23 protein-coding genes and 2 pseudogenes are annotated in these 18971 nt (G+C 63.4%); 9 read left to right on the plus strand and 16 right to left on the minus strand.

Annotated features, from left to right (window positions below; all coding sequences use genetic code 11):
- The 4 genes and pseudogenes from AO501_RS36570 to AO501_RS31695 all read right to left on the minus strand — a co-directional run.
- Window positions 1-215, minus strand: a pseudogene (locus AO501_RS36570) (hypothetical protein); the annotation flags it as partial.
- A 136-nt stretch (window positions 216-351) separates the two neighbouring features.
- A complete protein-coding gene (locus tag AO501_RS36575) occupies window positions 352-660 on the minus strand; it encodes a plasmid mobilization protein (RefSeq protein ID WP_197419993.1) in 309 nt (102 codons plus the stop codon).
- Entirely contained in the window at window positions 657-962 is a 306-nt protein-coding gene (locus AO501_RS31690) for a hypothetical protein (RefSeq protein WP_055581544.1), read from the minus strand. Before AO501_RS31690 ends, AO501_RS36575 begins: the two co-directional genes overlap by 4 nt.
- Before the next feature lie 365 nt (window positions 963-1327).
- Window positions 1328-1936: a CGNR zinc finger domain-containing protein gene (locus AO501_RS31695; RefSeq protein WP_055581545.1), complete on the minus strand. Its 609-nt coding sequence runs from the start codon at window positions 1934-1936 to the stop codon at window positions 1328-1330.
- A gap of 165 nt (window positions 1937-2101) precedes the next feature.
- Here AO501_RS31695 and AO501_RS31700 point away from each other — a divergent pair, with 165 nt between their 5' ends.
- From AO501_RS31700 to AO501_RS36580, 5 genes are all read left to right on the plus strand, one after another.
- Window positions 2102-2647 carry a hypothetical protein gene (locus tag AO501_RS31700; RefSeq protein ID WP_133052531.1) on the plus strand — a complete coding sequence of 182 codons (546 nt, stop codon included), beginning with the start codon at window positions 2102-2104 and terminating at the stop codon, window positions 2645-2647.
- A gap of 14 nt (window positions 2648-2661) precedes the next feature.
- Window positions 2662-3513, plus strand: a complete 852-nt coding sequence (locus tag AO501_RS31705) for an alpha/beta fold hydrolase (protein ID WP_044544037.1) — start codon at window positions 2662-2664, stop codon at window positions 3511-3513.
- 89 nt (window positions 3514-3602) lie between these two features.
- Window positions 3603-3911 (plus strand): hypothetical protein, encoded by a 309-nt coding sequence (locus AO501_RS31710; RefSeq protein WP_055581546.1) that lies wholly within the window; start codon window positions 3603-3605, stop codon window positions 3909-3911.
- Window positions 3908-4729 carry an MOSC domain-containing protein gene (locus AO501_RS31715; RefSeq protein ID WP_063892969.1) on the plus strand — a complete coding sequence of 274 codons (822 nt, stop codon included), beginning with the start codon at window positions 3908-3910 and terminating at the stop codon, window positions 4727-4729. The genes AO501_RS31710 and AO501_RS31715 overlap by 4 nt, the downstream gene beginning before the upstream one ends.
- Entirely contained in the window at window positions 4729-5676 is a 948-nt protein-coding gene (locus AO501_RS36580; RefSeq protein ID WP_078280935.1) for a PDR/VanB family oxidoreductase, read from the plus strand. Before AO501_RS31715 ends, AO501_RS36580 begins: the two co-directional genes overlap by 1 nt.
- A gap of 241 nt (window positions 5677-5917) precedes the next feature.
- Here AO501_RS36580 and AO501_RS31725 read toward each other — a convergent pair whose 3' ends face one another.
- On the minus strand, window positions 5918-6610 hold the full coding sequence (locus tag AO501_RS31725) for an alpha/beta fold hydrolase (protein WP_044544035.1): 693 nt from the start codon (window positions 6608-6610) through the stop codon (window positions 5918-5920).
- Window positions 6611-6876: 266 nt separating this feature from the next.
- Window positions 6877-7365 (minus strand): nuclear transport factor 2 family protein, encoded by a 489-nt coding sequence (locus AO501_RS31730; protein ID WP_050019268.1) that lies wholly within the window; start codon window positions 7363-7365, stop codon window positions 6877-6879.
- Between the two features lie 136 nt (window positions 7366-7501).
- Here AO501_RS31730 and AO501_RS39860 point away from each other — a divergent pair, with 136 nt between their 5' ends.
- The 4 genes and pseudogenes from AO501_RS39860 to AO501_RS31750 all read left to right on the plus strand — a co-directional run bounded on the left by AO501_RS39860 (window position 7502) and on the right by AO501_RS31750 (window position 10314).
- On the plus strand, window positions 7502-8122 hold the full coding sequence (locus AO501_RS39860; RefSeq protein ID WP_055581549.1) for a CGNR zinc finger domain-containing protein: 621 nt from the start codon (window positions 7502-7504) through the stop codon (window positions 8120-8122).
- A 339-nt stretch (window positions 8123-8461) separates the two neighbouring features.
- The gene (locus tag AO501_RS31740) at window positions 8462-9013 is read left to right on the plus strand and encodes a carboxymuconolactone decarboxylase family protein (protein WP_044544033.1); all 552 of its coding nucleotides are present in this window, start codon (window positions 8462-8464) and stop codon (window positions 9011-9013) included.
- A 55-nt stretch (window positions 9014-9068) separates the two neighbouring features.
- Complete coding sequence (locus AO501_RS31745) at window positions 9069-9536, plus strand: nuclear transport factor 2 family protein (RefSeq protein WP_044544032.1); 468 nt, start codon at window positions 9069-9071, stop codon at window positions 9534-9536.
- 77 nt (window positions 9537-9613) lie between these two features.
- Window positions 9614-10314, plus strand: a pseudogene (locus AO501_RS31750) (haloacid dehalogenase type II).
- A gap of 227 nt (window positions 10315-10541) precedes the next feature.
- Here AO501_RS31750 and egtD read toward each other — a convergent pair.
- The 10 genes from egtD to AO501_RS31800 all read right to left on the minus strand — a co-directional run bounded on the left by egtD (window position 10542) and on the right by AO501_RS31800 (window position 18926).
- On the minus strand, window positions 10542-11507 hold the full coding sequence (egtD, locus tag AO501_RS31755) for an L-histidine N(alpha)-methyltransferase (protein WP_044544031.1): 966 nt from the start codon (window positions 11505-11507) through the stop codon (window positions 10542-10544).
- 55 nt (window positions 11508-11562) lie between these two features.
- Complete coding sequence (gene egtA / locus AO501_RS31760; protein ID WP_044544030.1) at window positions 11563-12840, minus strand: ergothioneine biosynthesis glutamate--cysteine ligase EgtA; 1278 nt, start codon at window positions 12838-12840, stop codon at window positions 11563-11565.
- A 118-nt stretch (window positions 12841-12958) separates the two neighbouring features.
- Window positions 12959-14281 (minus strand): MFS transporter, encoded by a 1323-nt coding sequence (locus tag AO501_RS31765; protein ID WP_109551471.1) that lies wholly within the window; start codon window positions 14279-14281, stop codon window positions 12959-12961.
- Between the two features lie 55 nt (window positions 14282-14336).
- Entirely contained in the window at window positions 14337-15251 is a 915-nt protein-coding gene (locus tag AO501_RS31770) for a haloalkane dehalogenase (RefSeq protein ID WP_044544029.1), read from the minus strand.
- 144 nt (window positions 15252-15395) lie between these two features.
- Window positions 15396-16034: a TetR/AcrR family transcriptional regulator gene (locus AO501_RS31775; protein WP_044544028.1), complete on the minus strand. Its 639-nt coding sequence runs from the start codon at window positions 16032-16034 to the stop codon at window positions 15396-15398.
- 120 nt (window positions 16035-16154) lie between these two features.
- Entirely contained in the window at window positions 16155-16667 is a 513-nt protein-coding gene (locus AO501_RS31780) for a DoxX family protein (RefSeq protein ID WP_050019267.1), read from the minus strand.
- Window positions 16668-16827: 160 nt separating this feature from the next.
- Window positions 16828-17061 carry a zf-HC2 domain-containing protein gene (locus AO501_RS31785; protein WP_225323817.1) on the minus strand — a complete coding sequence of 78 codons (234 nt, stop codon included), beginning with the start codon at window positions 17059-17061 and terminating at the stop codon, window positions 16828-16830.
- A complete protein-coding gene (locus AO501_RS31790; protein WP_044544027.1) occupies window positions 17058-17699 on the minus strand; it encodes an RNA polymerase sigma factor in 642 nt (213 codons plus the stop codon). Before AO501_RS31790 ends, AO501_RS31785 begins: the two co-directional genes overlap by 4 nt.
- Window positions 17700-17719: 20 nt before the next feature.
- A complete protein-coding gene (locus AO501_RS31795) occupies window positions 17720-18436 on the minus strand; it encodes a flavodoxin family protein (protein ID WP_231752680.1) in 717 nt (238 codons plus the stop codon).
- Window positions 18429-18926 carry a YkgB family protein gene (locus AO501_RS31800; RefSeq protein ID WP_044544026.1) on the minus strand — a complete coding sequence of 166 codons (498 nt, stop codon included), beginning with the start codon at window positions 18924-18926 and terminating at the stop codon, window positions 18429-18431. The genes AO501_RS31795 and AO501_RS31800 overlap by 8 nt, the downstream gene beginning before the upstream one ends.
- Window positions 18927-18971 lie beyond the last annotated feature (45 nt).

Below are 18971 nucleotides of genomic sequence, written 5' to 3' on the forward strand. Positions count from 1 at the left end.
CAGTAATCGGCCGGTGGGGTCTGGGCCTCGGGGGCGGGCATGCCGCCCACCGCGTGACACAGGCTGGGAAACAACAGCGCAGACCCGGGGGTGGTGACGTGGGTGTCCCCGCCCGGGCTAATCAGGATCAGGGTGCCGTCGGCGAGTTGTTTCTCGGTCCAGCCCCAGAAGGTTTTCATCAAATGATGGGTGCGGCAGTAACACTTCATGTTGGAGACAAATCCGCAATCTACCCCCATCGGGGCGGTACTCGGCCGCGAGGGTTACGCCGGACAGACGCGCCGTTTCTCGTGAAGAGCGATGGCGATTAACGGCGCACTCTTGCCGGCTTTGGCTTGCACCCTGCGGTGTTTACGCGGGGCGCCTGAATACTTCGCGCTCGAGCCGTGCCAGACGTTCGGCGACGGTTCCTGAATCCCCATGATCTTCGGCGTGGAGTCGATCAACGACCCATACCCGGATAAGGGTCGACAGTGACAGTCCCGCTTTACGAGCAGCCTGGCTCAGCCGCTCATGCTCATCGGCAGCCAAGCGCACCGAAACCACAGTCTGGCGGCCAAGATTCGGACGGCTTACGGTGACATGCTCAGGCACCGGGCCTCCCGAGTAGGCCTCCGCGCGTGCGCCTTCGTCGGCGAGCAAATCATCAATCCTGCTCATTCTTGCTGCTCCTCACTGTAGAGGCTCTTATCCTGTTGATTCGATACCCAGGCATTGCTGCCCCACCAATCGCCATCCGGGCGCTCATCAGGGTCGGCATCGGCGGATATCAAGATCACGGTCAGTACCGCCCGCGCTGCCGGCGAATAGCCGATTACCCGAACCGACAGGCCCGACCGACTCGCGGGGTCGGGCGCTTGCCAGACGGCGTGACGGTCGTTGACCGCTGCGTCCGCCCAGACCGGAGAGATGCCGTGCCGCTCCCCGATGTAGTCGGCCCGCTTGCTCCAGTCAACTAGCATACACCTACAATATACTACGAATAACTACGCGATCTGGTGTGCGTTCATCTGGCGCCTCAGTGCCCTGTTCGCTGCCCTGCACGGCTACCGGGAGCCGCCACTTCGGCTGGAACGCGCTGAGATCCGATTTGCAGAGCCAGCACTTGGCTCACGTCCATCAGCCCCGCTCGCCAGCCCTGAAATCGACCCACTCAAGCGGGACACCTCACATGTCTCAAACAACACCCCATACCCTCGCCGACACTTTTACCAGCCATTATGTCGATTTTTACGGCCTGAAAAGGCACAGAGATCTGAGGTTGCTCGCAAGTTGAGAATCTACCCTCTTACTGGCGGTCTTCCGCCACGAAGGTTAGACCGCCGGGCTAGCCGGTGGTGTGGGTGCGGCGGTGGTAGTGGCGAGCGACGCGGGCCCGGTTGCCGCAGATGTTGGCGGTGCACCAGCTGCGGCGCGGATTGGTGGCCAGAAAGAGCATGGAGCAATCCGGGTTGGCGCAGCGTCGCAACTGGTCGCGGTAGCGGGGATCGGTGAGTACGGTTATGGCGTCGGTGGCGGTGGCCGCGAGCGCGGGGTTTCCGCCGTATTCGACATGCCAACGCACGCTGCGCTGCAGCTCGGTGGCGATTAGGTCCAACCGTGTGCTAACGGGTGCCGCCGCGGCGGCGGCGTTGATGTCATCCAGCGACTCGGTTGGCGGCACGCGGTGCTCAAGGTGGGCGTCGAACGCGTCGCGAACGGCGTGGCGTAGCCGGCGGGTGGCGGTGGGATCGGGGATAGGCGCACCGGGAGGCAGTCGCGACTCCTGCAGCTGCCACCACCGGCGCAGCTGGTCGGGATCGGACAACAAGTCGGTGGCCGGTTGGGTGACCGTGACCAGTGTATCGGCGAGGTCGACCGATATCGACGGTTCGCCGCCCATCGGAAAGCCCGCCTGTTGCAGCGCCTCCAATGTCGGTCCCGTCTGGATCCTCACGTCGCCATTTTAAGCGTGTGGCGACGCGCAACCGTTGCTCTCTGATCATGCGGAATACCTGTTGAGAGCCCGATGACCACGGTTGCCTTCAATGACCTAATGCGCTACCCTTCGAGCTATGCATTAGCATGGTCTGCTGATCACCGACCGTTGAGGAGTCCTGTCATGACCGTCGACCCACCATTCGTTACCCGCGCTCGGGGGTGGACCTGGCCTGGCGTCGTGGCGGCCACGCTGGTCGCCGCGGTCGGCGATGCCGCGTTCGCGTTCATCGCGTACGTGCTGATCGCCCGCCGGTTCAACTTCGAGACACTGTTGCAGTACATCGCCAGCGGCCTGCTCGGCGAGTCCGCATTCACCACCGGCCGCGCCGGGATCGGCGTCGCGGCGCTGGGGTTCGCCATCCACCTGGCGCTGGCGGCAGTGTTCACTTTCTTCTACGCGCTGGTCATCGCACCCCGGGTGCACACCCTGCCGATAGCCACCGCCATTGGAGCGGCCTACGGTGCAGCGATCTGGGTGTTCATGAACACCGTGGTCTTGCCGTTAGGCCACGCAGCCGGCGAAACGTTCTTAAGTGGCTACTACCTGGCCTTCCTCGTCGATCACGCGCTGCTGGTCGGATTGCCGATCGCCGTGATTCTGTTCGTCTTCGTCCGTCGCCGCGCCGCTGACCTCGCCCAGTTCCCATCCACCCGCAACCACCGTTGAGGAGTATCGTTTTCATGCCCGCCATCCGTCACCACAGCCTGACCATCGACCATCTGCATGTCTTCGTCCGCGAAGCCGGCGACCGCGACCGGCCGACGCTGGTGCTGCTGCCCGGCTACCCGTCGAGTACCCGCGCCTACGTCCGCCTGATCGACCGACTCGCCGAGCAATGGCACACCGTGGCCATCGACTACCCCGGCTTCGGGCAGTCAGACCCGCTGCCCCAATCCCCCACGTTCGACCGGCTCGCCGAGGTCACCGGTAAGACGATCGACGCGCTCGCCATTAAGGACTACGCCATCTACATGTTCGACTTCGGCGCCCCGGTCGGCTTCCGCATCGCCCTCGAGCATGACCAGCGGGTGGCGGCGATCATCACCCAAAACGCCAACGCCTACACCGACGGCTTCGGACCCGGCGTCGCCGCGCTCGCCAACTGGTGGGAAGACCGCGACGCCGGCCAGCCCGCCGTCGACGAGTTCGTCAGCCTGCCCGGCACCCAGATGCAATGGCAGGCCGGTGCCCGCGATCCCGAGCACATCGACCCCGCACACGCCTTTGACGACCAGCGCGTGTTGGACCTGCCCGGGCGTGCCGACTACATGAAAGCCCTGCTGTGGGACTACCAGAACAACCCGCCCCGCTACCCCCACTGGCAGGCCTGGCTGCGGGAACGCCAACCCGCCTTGCTTGCGATCTGGGGGCAAAACGACCCGTTCTTCATCCCCGCCGGCGCCCAGGCCTATAAAAACGACGTGCCCGACGCGACCGTAGTGCTGCTCGACACCGGCCACTTCGCCCTCGAAGAAGAAGCCGACACCATCACCGAGCACATTCACGAGCTAATGAGGAAGGCCTTCACCTGACCACCGCAGCTGGCACGGGCGGCTGAACGGACTGGGAGCCCCGATACCCGCCAGCCGCTCCGGCATCCAGACCCGAGGAGAAGCTGACGATGAGTAACACGTTGCAGGACAGGAAAATCGTGGTGGTAGCGCGGCCCCGCGCCGCCATCGCCGCCGTACGGCAATTGCACCGATTCACGGGCCGAACGCTCATCGCCTGGAGCGCGTCGGGCAACGTCATATTCCTCCGTCGGCACGCCCGCCGACTGCAAAAACGGCTCACCGGCGCGCGAGTCGAGCTGATCCCGCACACACGTGCATTCATCTCCGACGACCAACCCGAAGTTCTCGCCAAAGCCATCCACCGGTTGCTGGCACCCACGCCGGAACTGGAACACATCCTTGACACAGCATCATGACCGCCGAATTCCACGGGGCTGCGGCTACTGTCTATGAGCTCGCGTCTTACCCCATCAAAGGACTCTCCCCTCAAACCGTGGCATCAGTTGCGTTGAAGACCGGCCGCGGTTTTCCCTACGATCGCGAATGGGCGTTGGCCCGACCTGGCGGCGAATACCGTCCTGGCAATGGGAAAGCGATCCACAAGAGCAACTTCTTCGTCCTGCTCAAAGAGGATCGACTTGCCGGGATCACAACCAATCTCGATGTTCACAGCCGGGTTTTGGAGGTCAAGGTACGCCAGCACGTCGTCTTACACGAAGACCTGGCGACGCGGGCGGGTGTACGAGCGGTCGAGCGCTTCTTCGCGCGAATACTCGATTGTCCAGATGAAGCAGAGCCGATCCTGGCGCGAGAACCCGGGCGTCGGTTCACCGACGCGGCAATCAAATCGGACACCTTGATGAACGCCGTGTCGATCATCAACCTCGATTCGATCCGCGACCTCTCACGCAGGAGCGAACGCGTGATCGACCACCGCCGATTTCGGGCAAACATCTATATCCAAGGCACACCACCCTTTGCTGAAGCAGAGCTAGTTGGTAAAGAGTTTTCTATCGGTGACGTCTTGCTACGCGGGCTAGCGGCCATTCCTCGGTGCGCAGCGACTGAAGTCAATCCATCGACCGCCGTTCGCGATCTGGCGGTGCCCAGGCTCCTCGTAGAACATTACGGTGATGCCAACCTTGGGATTTGGGCTGAGGTCATTAACGGCGCGACTATGCGGCAAGGTGACCCAGTCAAGGTCAATCCCTACGCTGGCAACGGTGAAGCTTAATGAATCAATCCGAGACCTCTGTGGTGATCGCGGCAAAGACGCGGTTGACAGAATCGATTTGGCGTTTCGAGCTCATACCAGAGGGACTGCAAGCTCTCCCACCTTTCACGGCGGGAGCACATATCACCGTTCGTACACCCAACGGTTCGGTACGCAGCTACTCACTGACGGACCCCCCAGGTTGTCATAACCGCTATGCCATCACGGTATATCGTGACACGACCGGACGGGGAGGATCAGTCGATCTTATCGATCAGACCAAACGCGGTGACCGGCTGGTCATTTCGCCGCCTCGAAACACATTCCAATTGGCGCCCTCACGCGCCTATCTCTTCATCGCCGGAGGCATAGGTATCACGGCCATACGCTCCATGGCTTTAGAGGTTGCGAGGACAACCGACGCATCGGGGCTGCTTATCTATCTGACGAAGAGTCGAGCTAATTCGGCATATCTTGATGACATGCTTAAGCTGTCGCCCGGGATGGAAGTCCTGCTGCACCATAGCACCAGCGCGGGCCGACTCGACCTGTGGCCATATCTTTCCCAACCGGATGAAACCCACCTCTATTGCTGCGGACCAACGCCGTTGATGGACGAAGTCCGCGCCCTAACAATGCACTGGCGCCCCAGCCGCGTGCATTTTGAAAACTTCCAGGGAGTCAATGCCCTGGGCATGGCATGCTCACCGTTTTCAGTACGCTGGCAGTCAACCGATCAAACTATCGACGTGTCGCCCGCGCAGACGTTACTGGACGCTCTGCGGTCGGCCGGGATCTCTGTTGCATCATCATGTGAAAGCGGCACATGCGGCACGTGTAAGTTGCGTCTTGTCTCCGGCCGAGTCGACCACCGCGACGCCTACCTTGAGGATGCCGAACGCGACAGCTACCTCATGCCATGCGTTTCTCGAGCCGACAGTGAAACGCTTGTGGTAGCACCGCTCTGACCAACGCACCCCGTCGGTGGTGTTGCGGTCGGCGTCGTCGCGCAGTAGCGTCACTGACCCGACCGGTGAGTCGATGACGGCGTGGCGGATCGTAGGCGTCGAGGCTGCGCCGGATATCGGGACCTCCGACAGCCGTCGGAATTACTCACTACGCGGTGGACGTCTCGTCGGGTGGGTCGGGTGTATTTGGTCAGTCATGTTGAACCGACGATGAGCGCACAGGCCGGGTCAGGTGGCGCTATCACGCAGCCGTCGGACCGGTGGCCGCGGCGAGCAGTATCTCGGTGACGCTGTCGGGTTGGGTCACCATTGGCAGGTGGTCGGCATCGGTGACACGGATGGTGGCGTTCATCCGTGTGGCGACGAAGTGCTGGGTTTCCGCGGCGATCATGCGGTCGTTTTCGGCGATGAGGAACCAGCTTGTGCGATCTTTCCAGGCGGGCCGTGGGGCGGGTGCGGTGATGCACGTCGGTGAGAGGGGGCGCTGGACTGCGGCGAGCATGGCGTGTTGTTCGGAGGTTGCGTTTTGTGCGAATGCTGCTGCGAAAGCGCTGTGCGGCAGCCAAATTAAGCCGTGACGATCCGGTTCTAGGGCGGGTGCGAGACGATGCGCAGGGGCGCGGTGAAACAGACTGGCGACTGTTTCACCTTCGTCGGGTGCGATCGCGGCGACATAGACTAAAGCCGTCACCGAGTCGGTATTTGCCGCTCCGATGACCGCGCCGGCGTAAGCATGACCGCCGAGAACGACGCGTCCCTCGATACGCTCGAGAACTCGGTTCAGCGCTGCGGTGTCGTCGTCGAACGATGTCAGCGGTAGCGGTGCGGCGATGACGTTGTGGCCGCGCTGCTGTAGTCGATGGATGACAGGTGCCCAGCTGGAGCTGTCGGCCCACGCCGCGTGGACCAAGACAAAGGTTGGCTCGGTTGTCATCGGGATTCCGCTCCAAAGGTGGTGGTCATCAGTTTGTCGGTGCGCGTGGCGATTTCGTCGAGTTCTTCTTCCAGCTGGTCAAGCCGTCCCCGTGCACGGGCCGACCCTGAGTGCCCTGGTGTCTGTTCGGAACAGTTCGTCATCAAACTCTTGCATCAGCGGACTCTCGCAGTTGGGATGTCAAATTCACCAGAACATGGACCTGTGAGGAGGATTGGCATCATACGACGCAGGTTTGGGTCACCACCCTGTGTCCCCCGGCGGCCTCAGCCGAGATGGCGCGCTGGCTCAATCTTGCCCGTGTCGATGAATTGACGGTGTCGCACTATCTTGTGACCTCTCACTTCCCAGATGTGAGAGTAGTCGACCTCCACGTGCTTGCCGGTCGCGCGGTTCGTTCCTTCGAACCGCCCCACCGATACGACTTTATCGCCGTCACAGATGAATTCGTGCGGCGTCAGCGTGTATGGCTCCCACTCTTCCATTGCCGGCATCAGCATGCCCTCAAGGACTTTCTGCGGGCCACGGCCGGCGACCTTGTAGTCCATCATGGTGATCCACTCGATGTCGTCAGACATCAGGGCCAGCGCGCCGCTTGGATCGCCGGCGGTCAATTTTGCGTAGAGTTCTTTGACGATCTCCAAGGGCGCCCGGTAGGTCGCACTCGTTGCTTCGGATTCCGAGCCCGATGCCGCAACCGGTTCGGATCCGGCGTTCCCATCGACGTCGATCTTCTTGTGCTTAATGACACCCATCGCAACCCTCGCTCCCAGTCCACCCGTGTAACTTCTGAAAAGATGTTTCAAAGGTTACACCCGCGCTTGCTAACCTGTCAACATGTAGTTGAGCGGTTACCAGTGCGGCGGTGATCCGCCCGGGAAGGTGAGGCCGATGCAGCCGCTCGATGTCATCGTCGGCCTCGCGGGAGACCCGGCCCTGGAACTACTGAACAGCCGGGCCACGCCTTCCCCAGGTTCAGAGCCAATCGAATTGATCGGAGACGGGGCGAATTATGTACGGTGGCTCGCACGCACGGGACTCATCGACGACGACGACCGCGCAGTGCTCGAAGATCTGTTCAGCGCTGGTCAACTCGACGGCGCCGCTGGGGATGCCCGTACTCTTCGGGAGAAGCTGCGGCCGATTCTGTTGGACTGGGCAGGCGAAAAGTCGGTGCCGTTCCCCGTTGATGTGATTGACGAGCTGAATGCGCTGCTGGCGCAGGATCGGCGCTACACCCAGCTCAACCCCGACCATGACACTCTCTTGCTGCATGAGCGGCGGCACTGGGAACAGCCCACACAGCTTCTGGTCCTATCCGCACAAGCCTGGGCGCACCTGCTCGTCGAGGGCGACCCGACCCTGATCCGGCAATGCCCTGGCTGCACCGTCATTTTCTACGACCGCACCAAAGCCCACCGCCGACGCTGGTGTTCCATGGCAATCTGCGGCAACCGCGCCAAAGTACGGCGCCACCGAACGTCCGCAGCTGAGACGAACCGGCGAATCTGACCCGTCGTCGTCGGCGGCCCGATCGTCGTTGGTGGATTAAGTCAGATGCTGGCCGCCATCGACTTTGAGCGTCACACCGGTCACAAATGTGTTCGTAAAGCACACATCCGGGGGCGTCACCGGCTCGCATGTTGACTGCGGCTGGGCCGGCCCAGATGGTGGACGTCAGGCGAACCGGCGCCGGCTCGGCGGGCGGGAGCCACGCGGGTGTTCCCGTCGTCACACACCGACATTCTCACGGGTAGAAAGCCTTGCACCCGTTAGAAGGCAGTGGTAGATTGCTAATGGAGAGAACTCATATTCATCCATTAGGTGATGGCGGAAAGAAAGAGACCCGCAATGGCTAACTTTGTTCCCGTCGAGCCCGAGGCCGCCACCGGCCGGGCTGCCGAGCTGCTCGCCCAAGTACACAAATCGCTGGGACTGACCCCCAACATGACCAAGGTGATGGCCAGCAGTCCTACTCTGCTGCAGGCTTACCTGGCGCTGTCGGGCGCGGTCGCCGGCGGCGTGTTGAGCCCAGCGGTGCGCGAGCGGCTCGCGATCGCCACCGCAGAACTGAACGGATGCGAGTACTGCCTGTCCGCGCACACCTACATCGGCGCCAACATCGCCAAGCTGGACTCCGACGAGCTAGCCAAGGCGCGAGAGGGTGACTCGAAGGACGCCCACGTGGCCGCGCTGCTCAAACTGTCCAACACCATCGCCGCCAACGCCGGCGACGTTGACGAAACCGAAGTCAAGGCTGCCCGCGAAGCCGGCGCTACCGAGGAAGAGATCGGCGAAGTCGTCGCCAACTTGGCGCTCAACATTTTGACCAACTACTTCAACGTCTTGGCTCATGTCGACAACGACTGGCCCGTCGTCGCCCTGAACCACCACCAGAACTAAGAGTCGTCGGTCCCGCCACGATCACGAACAACCACCAACGAGGATCAACGCCAACGTGCCTGAGCAACGACCCCCTTCCCCACCGTTCGACACCGTCACAGCACTGCAGAAAGTCCAGGCCGCCGAAGACGCCTGGAATACCCGCGACCCCCGCCACGTCAGCCTGGCCTACACCCCACACTCCGTATGGCGCAACCGCGACCAATTCCTATCCGGCCGCCCCGCAATCGTCGAGTTCCTCACCAGAAAATGGGAACACGAACTCGACTACGTGCTGCGCAAAAGCCTGTGGGGATTCCGCGGGAACCGCATCGCCGTGCGCTTCCAATATGAATGGCGCGACGCCAGCCATCAGTGGTACCGCAGTTACGGCAACGAGTTATGGGAATTCGACGACGACGGACTCATGCGCCGCCGAGAAGCGAGCATCAAAGACCTCCCCATTGCCGAAGCCGAACGCCGCTTCCATGGCCCCCGTTCCGCCAATGAACGCGGACAAGGACACGACATTCCCCTGCGGTGAAGATTTTCTGCCGTGCCGGCCCGTCACCGACCACGCGGGGCTTTATCGACGACCACACCGTAGATGATGTGACGATGATCGCAGCTCCATCTGTTCTCGTGTTCGATGTCAACGAGACTTTGATCGACATCGATTCCATCGCACCGTTTTTCGAGCGACCCTTCGGCGATCGACGAGGCTTGCGGGCGTGGTTCGGTCAGCTGGTCACCTACTCGATGACGGCGACGCTCTCGGACCACTACGTCGACTTCTTCACACTGGGCCAGGGGGTGCCGCAGATGCTCGCCTCCGTCCACGGCGTCAACATCGCCGAGGCGGACGAACGGACACTTGACCACGGGATGCTGACCATTCCTGCACATCCCGACGTCGCCGATGGATTGACAGTCCTACGTAACAACGGTTTTCGCCTCGTGACGCTGACAAACTCACCGCCCAATCCGGGCGGTGCCAGCCCGCTGGAACATGCCGGACTGGGGCACCGTTTCGAGCGCCAGCTCAGCGTCGCCTCACACCGAGTGTTCAAACCCGCGCCGACGTGTATCTGCGCGCTTGCGACGAACTTGGCGTGGCGCCGGCGGAATGCATGATGGTCGCCGCCCACGTCTGGGACACCACCGGCGCGCAATCGGTCGGGCTCGGCGGCGAGCTGATTACCCACGCCGGCAACGCCCCGCTGCCGATCTCCGGCCTGCCGCAGCCGGAGATCGTCGCCAGCGATCTACGGGAGTTGGCGGCAATCCTCCGAAGCCGCGCCGATGAGTCTTCTCCCGCGTAGTGAGTAGTTGCGCCAACTTCCGAAGGTCCCGATACCTGGCGCAGCCGCGACAACCACAACTGGCCACGCCGTCAAAGACTCTCCGAAAAAGTGGTTCCTCCGGAAATGGACGGCAGTCCTCGGGAGGGGGCCAGCGCCGAACGCGACCGGGATCGGACTCGCGAGAGCGGCGTAATGCCTTGGTAATTCATCATCATCCGGTTTCTCGACTTTTTCTTGCCTGGCGTCTACCGCACTGCCAGTGCGAGACCGAAGTCGCCGGCGTCGTCGGTCCACCACCGGGTGCGCTCCAGCCCGACCGCGGCGAGTTCGGCGACCACCGCTTCGGATCGGAACTTGCACGCAACTTCGGTGAGCATCTCCTCGCCGGCGGTGAACTCGACCGTCAGGTCCAAGGCGCCGACGTGTACCCGCTGGGGGCCGACAGCCCGCAGCCACATCTCCATGCGTTCGGCCCGGACATTCCACCGGGCGACATGCGCGTAGCCGCTGAGGTCGAAATTGGCGTCGAGCTCCCGATTGATCACCGCGAGCACATTGCGGTTGAACCGGGCGGTCACCCCGGCGGCATCGTCGTACGCTCGCACCAGCCGGCCTGGGTCTTTCACGAGGTCGGTGCCCAGCAGCAAGCTGTCACCCGATCGCATCGCGGCGGCCAGTGCCGCGAGGAATTCGGCGCGTGGCTCGGGGGCGAGATTGCCGATCGTGGAGCCCAGGAACACGAAGAGTCGCCGCCCTTTAACGGGGATCTCGCTTAGGTATTTCTCGAAATCACCACAGACCGCATGGATCTCGATGTTCGGATAGTCGTGGCGGATCTTAGCTACTGACGCCGAGAGCGTGCTCGCGTCGACGTCGAACGGCACGTACCGGCGTAGCGTGCCGGCATCGCGCAGCGCGTCGAGCAATAGCCGGGTTTTCGTCGAGGTACCACTCCCTAATTCGACCAGGGAGTCCGCGGCACTAGCGCCGGCAACCTCGGCGGAACGTGCCGACAGGATCTGTGTCTCCGCGCGAGCCGGATAGTACTCGGGCAGCCGGGTGATCCGATCAAACAATCTGCTGCCTACTGAATCGTAAAACCACTTGGGCGGCAGTTCTTTCGGTGTCTTTTGTAGTCCACGGAAGACATCGCGACGCAGTGCCTCGTAGGCGGAGTCCACGGCCAGGTGGTTCGACAGGGTTACCGTCATAGCAGTCCTTTCCGGTACCAGACCGGCCGTGCCACGGGGCGCGGCGGTTGGAGAGTCACCATCCTTCGTGCGCCAGCTCAGCGACCGTGGCTGTGATGCCACGCTCCATCACCCGGTCGGTCAGGTCGTGGGCCGGACAACGGCCGCGCTCGACGTTGCGGATCAACCTGCTCATCGCATCTTCGAGTTCAGCGGGTACTCGTTCGGCGGCAATGGCCACGCACCGCTCGGCGGCCGCGCGCAGCCGCCGGTCAGCTAGGCCGATCCGGGCGGCGGTCTCCCAGCCCGCGGCGACCGGTTCGACGGCCTCGGCCGCGGCCTCGGCGGCAACCGGGTCGTCGAGCAGAGTCACCAGCGTGAACACCACGGCCGGCCAGAGCACGTCGGGAACGCTGTCGAGGTAGCGGATCTCGAGTCGGCCGCGGGGGCGCACCGGCGGAAACAGAGTGGTCAGGTGGTAGTCGAGGTCGGCGGTGTTGGGGCGACGCCCGCCCAGCAGCACCCGGCCGTCGGCCCAATCGGCGAAAGATACACGCCGCCGCACCGCGACGGCGTCGGGGGCGTGTACCAGCATCACCGGGGCATTGAGCGCGTAGCGCGCCCAGGAGCTGGCCGGATCCTCGCAGTCGGCCTGCTGGATGGGTCCGCAACGTGCGGAGCCGAGGCGGCCCCACACCTGTTGCCGGGTCGACACCCAGCCGGAGAACTTCCCGCGCAATAACGGCGAGTTGGCGGTGATCGCGATCATCGTCGGACCCAACGCGTGTGCCAGCCGTAGTCGTGCCGCCCACCTGGCCTGCGGTCCCGCGTCGAGGTTGATTTGGATGGATGCCGTCGATGTCATCATCGCCGCACCAGCGGCAGCGGTATTGCCGGCGACGAAGAATCGTTCCATGGCGCGGTAGCGTGCGCCCGGATTGACGCGCTCGGGTTCGCGTAGCGGGTCGGTGCCCAACAACACCAGACCCAGCCCGGCATTGCCGAAAGCCGATCGAAGCACCGCCTGGTCGGTTGCCATCGCGCCTACGGCAGGAAGTACGCCCTCGGCGGGTGGCCCGGACAGCTCGACCGCGCCACCAGGTTCCACGCTGAACGCGCTGCCGCCCGGTAGCGGGGGAAGCGCGTCGAGAACGTCAGTGATCTCTTCCCAGCCCGGTCGGCGGGCGGGGGCACCCGGGTCGAAGCAGTGCGCCTCGACCTCCAGACCGACCCGCCCCGACCGGCCATCGGTGAAACACCCGCGAGTGATGTAGTGCGCCGCCGCCGCCGAATCGGCCAGCTCGGTAACGGGCAGGCGGTCCTGATCCAGCTGGGGTGCAACAGAATGTGTCATAGCGGCTTTCCCTCGAGGTCCCAACCACCGCTGTGCGCCACCGGCAGTGCGTCCGGTTGCTCGGGCGCACCCTGGTTGCGGCTCACCAGGCTGCGCTGAAAGCTCCGAGATATTCGACTCAATTCGGCCCCCGGCGTTCGCCGTCATGGTTGACGTTGTCCGCAGGGAATGCGTCTGCCGCGTCGAAAGCGTCGGTGAATCGGATCGCGATCGCAACCAGCGTCATCATGACCGGGACGGTGACCAGCGCCACGGACAGCCCGGCCCGCTGGGCCAGTTGGCCGATCAACGGTGGACCAATGAGATAGCCGACCCAGCCGATGGCGGCGACCAAGGCAATTGCGGTTCCCGCGTCGCTCGGGGAGTATGCGGCCGTCATCGCAGCGGGCACCAGCAGCGCCACTCCCGCGCCTAAAGCCGCAAACCCCACAAAAGTCGCCGTAAGATCGGCGGTTACCAGTGTTACGCACAGACCCCCGGCGGCGAACAGCGCCAATGTCGGCAGCAGCCGGCGGATGGATATGCGCCTGTACAGCCGGCGGCCACCCAACCGCGTCACGGCCATCACCAAAGTGAATGGCACGTAGCTGAGCGCGGCCACGGCAGGCGCCGCGCCGACGACGCGGCCAAGATACTCGCCCGACCAGTCGGATGCGGATCCTTCACACAGAAAAGACGCGAACGCGACGGCCGACAAGATCATTACGGTCGGACTTCTCCAGATCCGCGGAGGCCGTTCGGTTCGCTTACCGGCGGTGGGTGCCGGGTCGCTGGGCAAGCCGCGGGAAAGCGGCAGGACTACGACAATGACCATGGCGCCGATGACGGTCAGCTGGGCAGCCAGGTCCACGTCCGCGCTCACGCAGGCCGCGCCGATCAAAGACCCCAGCAACACGGCGACGCTGCGCACCCCGTGGAAGCGACACATGATCGGGCTCGCAGCGAGACGCTCAACCGCAGCGGCTTGAACGTTCATCGCGACGTCCAGTCCGCCTAAAAAGAAACCCACACACGTCAGCGCCAGAAAAAGCTCCATCTCGGACCTGGCAAGACCCAGAAGGGGCCCGGACGCCGCGTAGCCGGCCACCGTGACCGGGACCAGACGGTGACTTCCCCAGCGTGGCAACACCCAGACGCACAGCGTCGTCGCCAGCAAAGCACCCAAAGGAGCACCCAGCAGAGCATCGCCCAGCTCGCCGTCGGAAAGTCCCAAGTCGCCTTTAACGTGAGAGATGTGGGCCACCCACGACGAAAACACCAGAGCATGAGCCGCGAATACGGCGAAGACACCAATTTGCGCGCGATTGGTCGACTCCGCGACTCCCAGCTGCCGCGACAACGTTGCCGGCAAGCCCTGCCTTTTCTGCGGTTCAGCGATCGGCGAAGCTCGCTGCTTGTCTGGCGTTTGCAGCTGCCCGTCGTCGCCTGCGTTGCGATACATCACCAGATGACCGACCGCCCAGTACGCGCACGAGGGATTTCGCTTCTGTCGGGCTTCATCGCGACGTAGCAGCGATGAAAGTGGCTACCGCGGAGGCGAGTTCACGGCCGTTGTCCTCCTGGAGGAAGTGTCCAGCCCCGGTTATCGTGACGGGTTCGTAGGCGTGCGCACCGGGAATCAACGAACGCAGCACCCCGTCGGCGCCACCGGTGATGGGATCTTGGTCGGAGAATGCGCACAGAAACGGCTTGTCGTAGCGTCCCAGCGCGTCCCATGCTGCCCGATTCGCCGCGGCGGCAGCGTCGTCCGGGCTGGTCGGCACCAGCATCGGGAATTGCCGGGCGCCGGCCTTGTAGGTGTCATCAGGAAACGGGGCGTCATAGGCGGCGATCTCGTCGTGTGTGAGCGCTGTCGAGCAGCCGCCACTGACGATCTTGCCGACGTCGAAGTTGGGCGTCTCCTGACTGTATTTCTGCCAAGCAAGGAAAGCCTTGCCGAGACGTCGGTCTCCCGTAGGCAAGAACGTGTTGGCGGCAACGACGCGGGCAAAGCGATCGGGATCTTCACCCACTAGGCGCAACCCGATCAGCCCACCCCAGTCTTGGCAAACCAGGGTGATATCGGTGAGTCCGATCGCCTCGATGGCAGCGCGGGTCCAGTCGACGTGAGCCTGGTAGGTGTAGTCGTCCCGACTGGCCGGCTTGTCGCTGCGGCCGAAGCCGACCAAGTCGATCGCCACTGCGCGCAAACCTGCGCTGGTAATCACCGGAATCATCTTGCGGTAAAGGAATGACCACGACGGCTCACCGTGCAGCAGCAGTACCGGCGGCGCGTCGGCAGGTCCCTCGTCGACGTAGTGCACTCGCAGGATGGTGTTGCCATCGCCGCTGGCCACATCGATGTAGTGGGGCTGGAACGGATAGTCCGGAAGGTCAGCGAAACACTGGTCAGGCGTGCGAAGAATCTGCAAAGCTGCTCCGTCCGTATGGGTGCTCAGATGACGCGCATCATCACCATGCCCGAACGTTATTGTACTGTCAAGTACAGTTTGCTGCTGGGAATGCAGGTCAGCGTGCGGCGGCTGTCGGCCGGAGTCGTCCGGCATGAACCGCGGTCAGCTTGGCGGCACGGTGCGACGGCGAATGTTGTCCACCGCCGCGTTCAAAGTGTCGCGCAGCGTCGTGAGGTCCCCGTTGATCCGTGCCAGTAACATGCCGCCCTGCAGGGCGGCGATCAGGCTGGCTGCCAGCCGGTCCGGGTTCTCCCGTCGGCCCAATTCGCCGCGAGCACGCATCGTGCGTAGGCCCTCGGCGAGCGGTTGCTCCCACCGGCGGAACGCCGCGGCTAGGGCTGGGCGAAACGCCGGGTCATTCTTCAACTCCGCAGCGGTCGAACCGAGGGGACAGGCGAACGGGCCACCGGGTTGCCGGTGCAGGCTGACCACCTCACGTGCCCAGCGCTCAATGCCCTTCATGGAGTCGACGTGAGCTAGGCCCGGTTGGGCTGCCAGCACTCGCTCCAGTTGGCGTTCGACCACCGCCGCGACCAATTCCGATTTGTCGCTGAAGTAGTGGTAGAGCTGCGATTTGCCGGTGCCCGACGCGGCCAGGATGTCGTCGACAGAGGTTCCGGAGACGCCGTTCTGGTACATGAGCGTGGCCGCCACGTCGATGATGGCTGCCCGGGTGCGTTGGCCCCGCTCGGTGGTCGCCACCGTCGCGCGCGGCGGCGCGGGTTCGGGATCGGTGGCCATGACCTCTACGGTAAGCGAGCGACGAGCGGCGGCCGTTGCGCCACCCCGGTTTCGTATCGCGCCCGGCGCGGTCGCCTGCGCAGCATGTTCTCCGGGCCGCAGATCGAACTACACCGGCGGTCAGTCCGCAGTACGCGGCGCGCATCGGTTAACCAGCTCGTCCAGGCCGGCCTTGCCGGATCCAACGCATGTCAGCCACGTCAGCAGGCCCACCAGGAGCCACTCCGGTGCATAAAACAAGTTGCTCAGGAAATCCCACCAACCCGGGTGCTTGTGCGCGAGGTCCGGGCCGATGTCCGTGATCAACGCGCCGACCATGTCCCCGGCCAGCACCAGTGACACGACGCGGGTGCCGAGGCCCAACATCAATGCCGCACCGCCAACCAATTCCACCACCGCGGTGAGGGGAGCGAGAAATCCCGCTGCGGGGATGCCCAAGTTGGCGAACATCTGCGTGAACGTCGTGAGATCGCCGAGCTTGCCGATGGCACCGCTGAAGAACATGAAGCCGATGGTGAGTCGCAGCACCAGATTCGGCAACCAGCCGAGGGTGTTCAGCACGTCGGAGACACGACGGTACGCCGGCCGGAATCCGGCGGTAATGGAGACGCCATGGATCACGATATGCCTCATTGGCCTGTTCCTCCCTCGCGACGACTTCTGCGTCGATGCCTAGTGGTGTCGGCGGGTGGCGTAGGCGTTACAAGCAGCCGACGTGGTCATCGACACTCATTGGGCGCGCACAGATCGGTTCGCCAGACCGGATGTCGTCACGTTGTGCTCGAACGGGCTGTCAGCGCCAGTCTTTGAAGGCGTCGAGCAACTGCGCGCGGAACTCCGGCGCCAGCTCGACCTCACGGATCCGGCCGACCCTGCCGATGGTGACCCGAAACTGCTGCAGGTAGTTGTCGCACCCGTCGCAGTCGAGCAGGTGCTCGTCGAACCGAGCCCGCGTTTCGAGATCGAGTGACCCGTCGAGATAGGCGGTGATCATCTCGACGAGTTCGTTGCAGTCCAGTGGCTTCACGACGCTTCCCTCAGATAATCTTCGAGGGTCTGCCGAATCACCGCACGGCCGCGATGCAGCAGCACCCGCTGGTTGGCAGCGCTGATATCGAGTAGTGCACACACCTCGTCGGAATCGAGACCAAGCATGTCGCGCAGCGTCACCACGATGCGCTGGCGCTCGGGCAGGGTATCGAGGCCACTCTGAGCGATGGCGGTGAGTTCGCTGCCCAGAGCCGAGCCTTCGGGAGTGTCCGGGAAAGGCGTCGGCGTCTCTGTCGCCTTCCAGTGCCCGGCCAACTCGCCGCCGGCAGCACGGAATCGCTCGGGGTCGACCGTGCCGCCCGTGAATGCCTTGATCTGAGTGTCAACGTGCCTGCGCTCGTTGAGACCCCTGGACTTGGCAATGTTGACCAGAACCGTGAAAAGCCAGGTACGCAAGGATGACCGTCCCTCGAACTTTTCCAAGCCCTTGAGGAGCGCGATCCACGTCTCCTGCACGACGTCCTCGGCATGCTCTCGACTCGGCACGTACCCACGCGCCACCCGCAGCATTGCCGGTGTGTGCCAGTCGACCAGACGGGCGAAGGCGCCCTCGTCGCCCGCACGAAGCGCGGCGATCAAGGTGCCCTCGTCTTCCGAAGCCGTCGTTGCGATCATGGTCGCTTAACGACGGTACTCTATCGGTACTCTGGGTTCGCGAAGTCGAATCGGCTCCCCGCCTCCCACCCGCGTCGGTCGTTGCCGTGGGCGGGCACGCCGCCCTCGTCGCGCAGCATTCGCGCGAAGTGCAGCAGATTCCATGTCATGAACGTCGTATTCCTGTTGGTGAAATCATTGTCCGGACCGCCGGAACCGGGGTCGAGGTATGAGGGTCCCGGTCCGGCTTCTCCGATCCATCCGGCGTCAGCCTGCGGTGGGATCGTGTAACCAATGTGCTGGAGGGTGTACAGAACGTTCTGCGCACAGTGCTTCACTCCGTCCTCATTGCCAGTGATGAGGCAACCGCCGACCCGGCCGTAGTACAGGGATTGACCGGCGTCATTGAGTAGGTGCGAACCGCCGTACAGACGTTCGTGAACCTTCTTCATGATAGAACTGTTGTCGCCCAGCCAGATTGGCCCTGCGAGCACGAGGATATGTGCGGCAAGCACCTTCTCGAAGATGCTCGGCCATTCATCTACCGACCACCCGTGGTCTCGCATGTCGGGCCAAACCCCAACTGCGATGTCGTGATCGATGGCCCGCACGACATCCACGGCCACACCATGTTTGGCCATGATGCCCGCCGATGCGTCGACGAGCCCCTGAGTGTTGCTGACCCCCGGCGTCCGCGTGAGAGTGCAGTTGATGAACAATGCCCGTAGTCCGATGAAGTCCAGCGTTGGGTCAGACACGGTCACGAACTTTCGCGCTGCTGAGTGCATCGCCCAGCGTCCACAACGCAATCCCCAGCAGAGCGACATCCTTGATCAAGAACTGACCGGTCATGCTCAACCACGGGAAGCCGCCTTCTGCGGACTCCATGGCTCCGGGGGTCGTGAACAGGAAGCTGATCGTGGCCGTAAAGAGGCCGATCGAAACGATGCTACCGACGGCGGAGACCTTCGGTAGCCAGGGCTTCACCACCAGTAGAACCGCGGCCGTGACCTCGACGACACCGAGTAACGATGAGAATGTCGTCACCGAGAAGAACTCGTACAACCAACTCATGAAGGGACTGTTGGCGACGAGCGGCTCGATCCCTTGCGCCTCGTAGGCGGTGAATTTCAGAACGCCTATCCACCCGATCACGAGCGCTAGTCCGTAGCGAGCGACCGCGCTTCCGATGCGGGTGAGGGTTGCGTCGAGTGACGTCCTATCGACGGTGTCATTGTTTGCGGGCATATTGCGCCCTCCTCAGCTGTTCGAGGGCCGACGGTGCGTCGACCA

Origin of the sequence: Mycobacterium gordonae, from assembly GCF_001417955.2 — a bacterium.
In the GTDB taxonomy this organism is placed as follows: Bacteria; Actinomycetota; Actinomycetes; order Mycobacteriales; family Mycobacteriaceae; genus Mycobacterium; species Mycobacterium gordonae_B.

Coding starts and splice junctions, on each gene's coding strand:
- AO501_RS31780 (WP_050019267.1), bottom strand. CDS start 16,667: ATGAGGCATATCGTGATCCATGGCGTCTCCATTACCGCCGGATTCCGG.
- AO501_RS36580 (WP_078280935.1), top strand. CDS start 4,729: ATGAATCAATCCGAGACCTCTGTGGTGATCGCGGCAAAGACGCGGTTG.
- AO501_RS36575 (WP_197419993.1), bottom strand. CDS start 660: ATGAGCAGGATTGATGATTTGCTCGCCGACGAAGGCGCACGCGCGGAG.
- egtD (WP_044544031.1), bottom strand. CDS start 11,507: ATGACGGTAACCCTGTCGAACCACCTGGCCGTGGACTCCGCCTACGAG.
- AO501_RS31765 (WP_109551471.1), bottom strand. CDS start 14,281: ATGTATCGCAACGCAGGCGACGACGGGCAGCTGCAAACGCCAGACAAG.
- AO501_RS31790 (WP_044544027.1), bottom strand. CDS start 17,699: ATGATCGCAACGACGGCTTCGGAAGACGAGGGCACCTTGATCGCCGCG.
- AO501_RS31710 (WP_055581546.1), top strand. CDS start 3,603: ATGAGTAACACGTTGCAGGACAGGAAAATCGTGGTGGTAGCGCGGCCC.
- AO501_RS31725 (WP_044544035.1), bottom strand. CDS start 6,610: ATGACAACCGAGCCAACCTTTGTCTTGGTCCACGCGGCGTGGGCCGAC.
- egtA (WP_044544030.1), bottom strand. CDS start 12,840: ATGACACATTCTGTTGCACCCCAGCTGGATCAGGACCGCCTGCCCGTT.
- AO501_RS31700 (WP_133052531.1), top strand. CDS start 2,102: ATGACCGTCGACCCACCATTCGTTACCCGCGCTCGGGGGTGGACCTGG.
- AO501_RS31730 (WP_050019268.1), bottom strand. CDS start 7,365: ATGGGTGTCATTAAGCACAAGAAGATCGACGTCGATGGGAACGCCGGA.
- AO501_RS31775 (WP_044544028.1), bottom strand. CDS start 16,034: ATGGCCACCGATCCCGAACCCGCGCCGCCGCGCGCGACGGTGGCGACC.
- AO501_RS31800 (WP_044544026.1), bottom strand. CDS start 18,926: ATGCCCGCAAACAATGACACCGTCGATAGGACGTCACTCGACGCAACC.
- AO501_RS31705 (WP_044544037.1), top strand. CDS start 2,662: ATGCCCGCCATCCGTCACCACAGCCTGACCATCGACCATCTGCATGTC.
- AO501_RS31690 (WP_055581544.1), bottom strand. CDS start 962: ATGCTAGTTGACTGGAGCAAGCGGGCCGACTACATCGGGGAGCGGCAC.
- AO501_RS31740 (WP_044544033.1), top strand. CDS start 8,462: ATGGCTAACTTTGTTCCCGTCGAGCCCGAGGCCGCCACCGGCCGGGCT.
- AO501_RS39860 (WP_055581549.1), top strand. CDS start 7,502: ATGCAGCCGCTCGATGTCATCGTCGGCCTCGCGGGAGACCCGGCCCTG.
- AO501_RS31715 (WP_063892969.1), top strand. CDS start 3,908: ATGACCGCCGAATTCCACGGGGCTGCGGCTACTGTCTATGAGCTCGCG.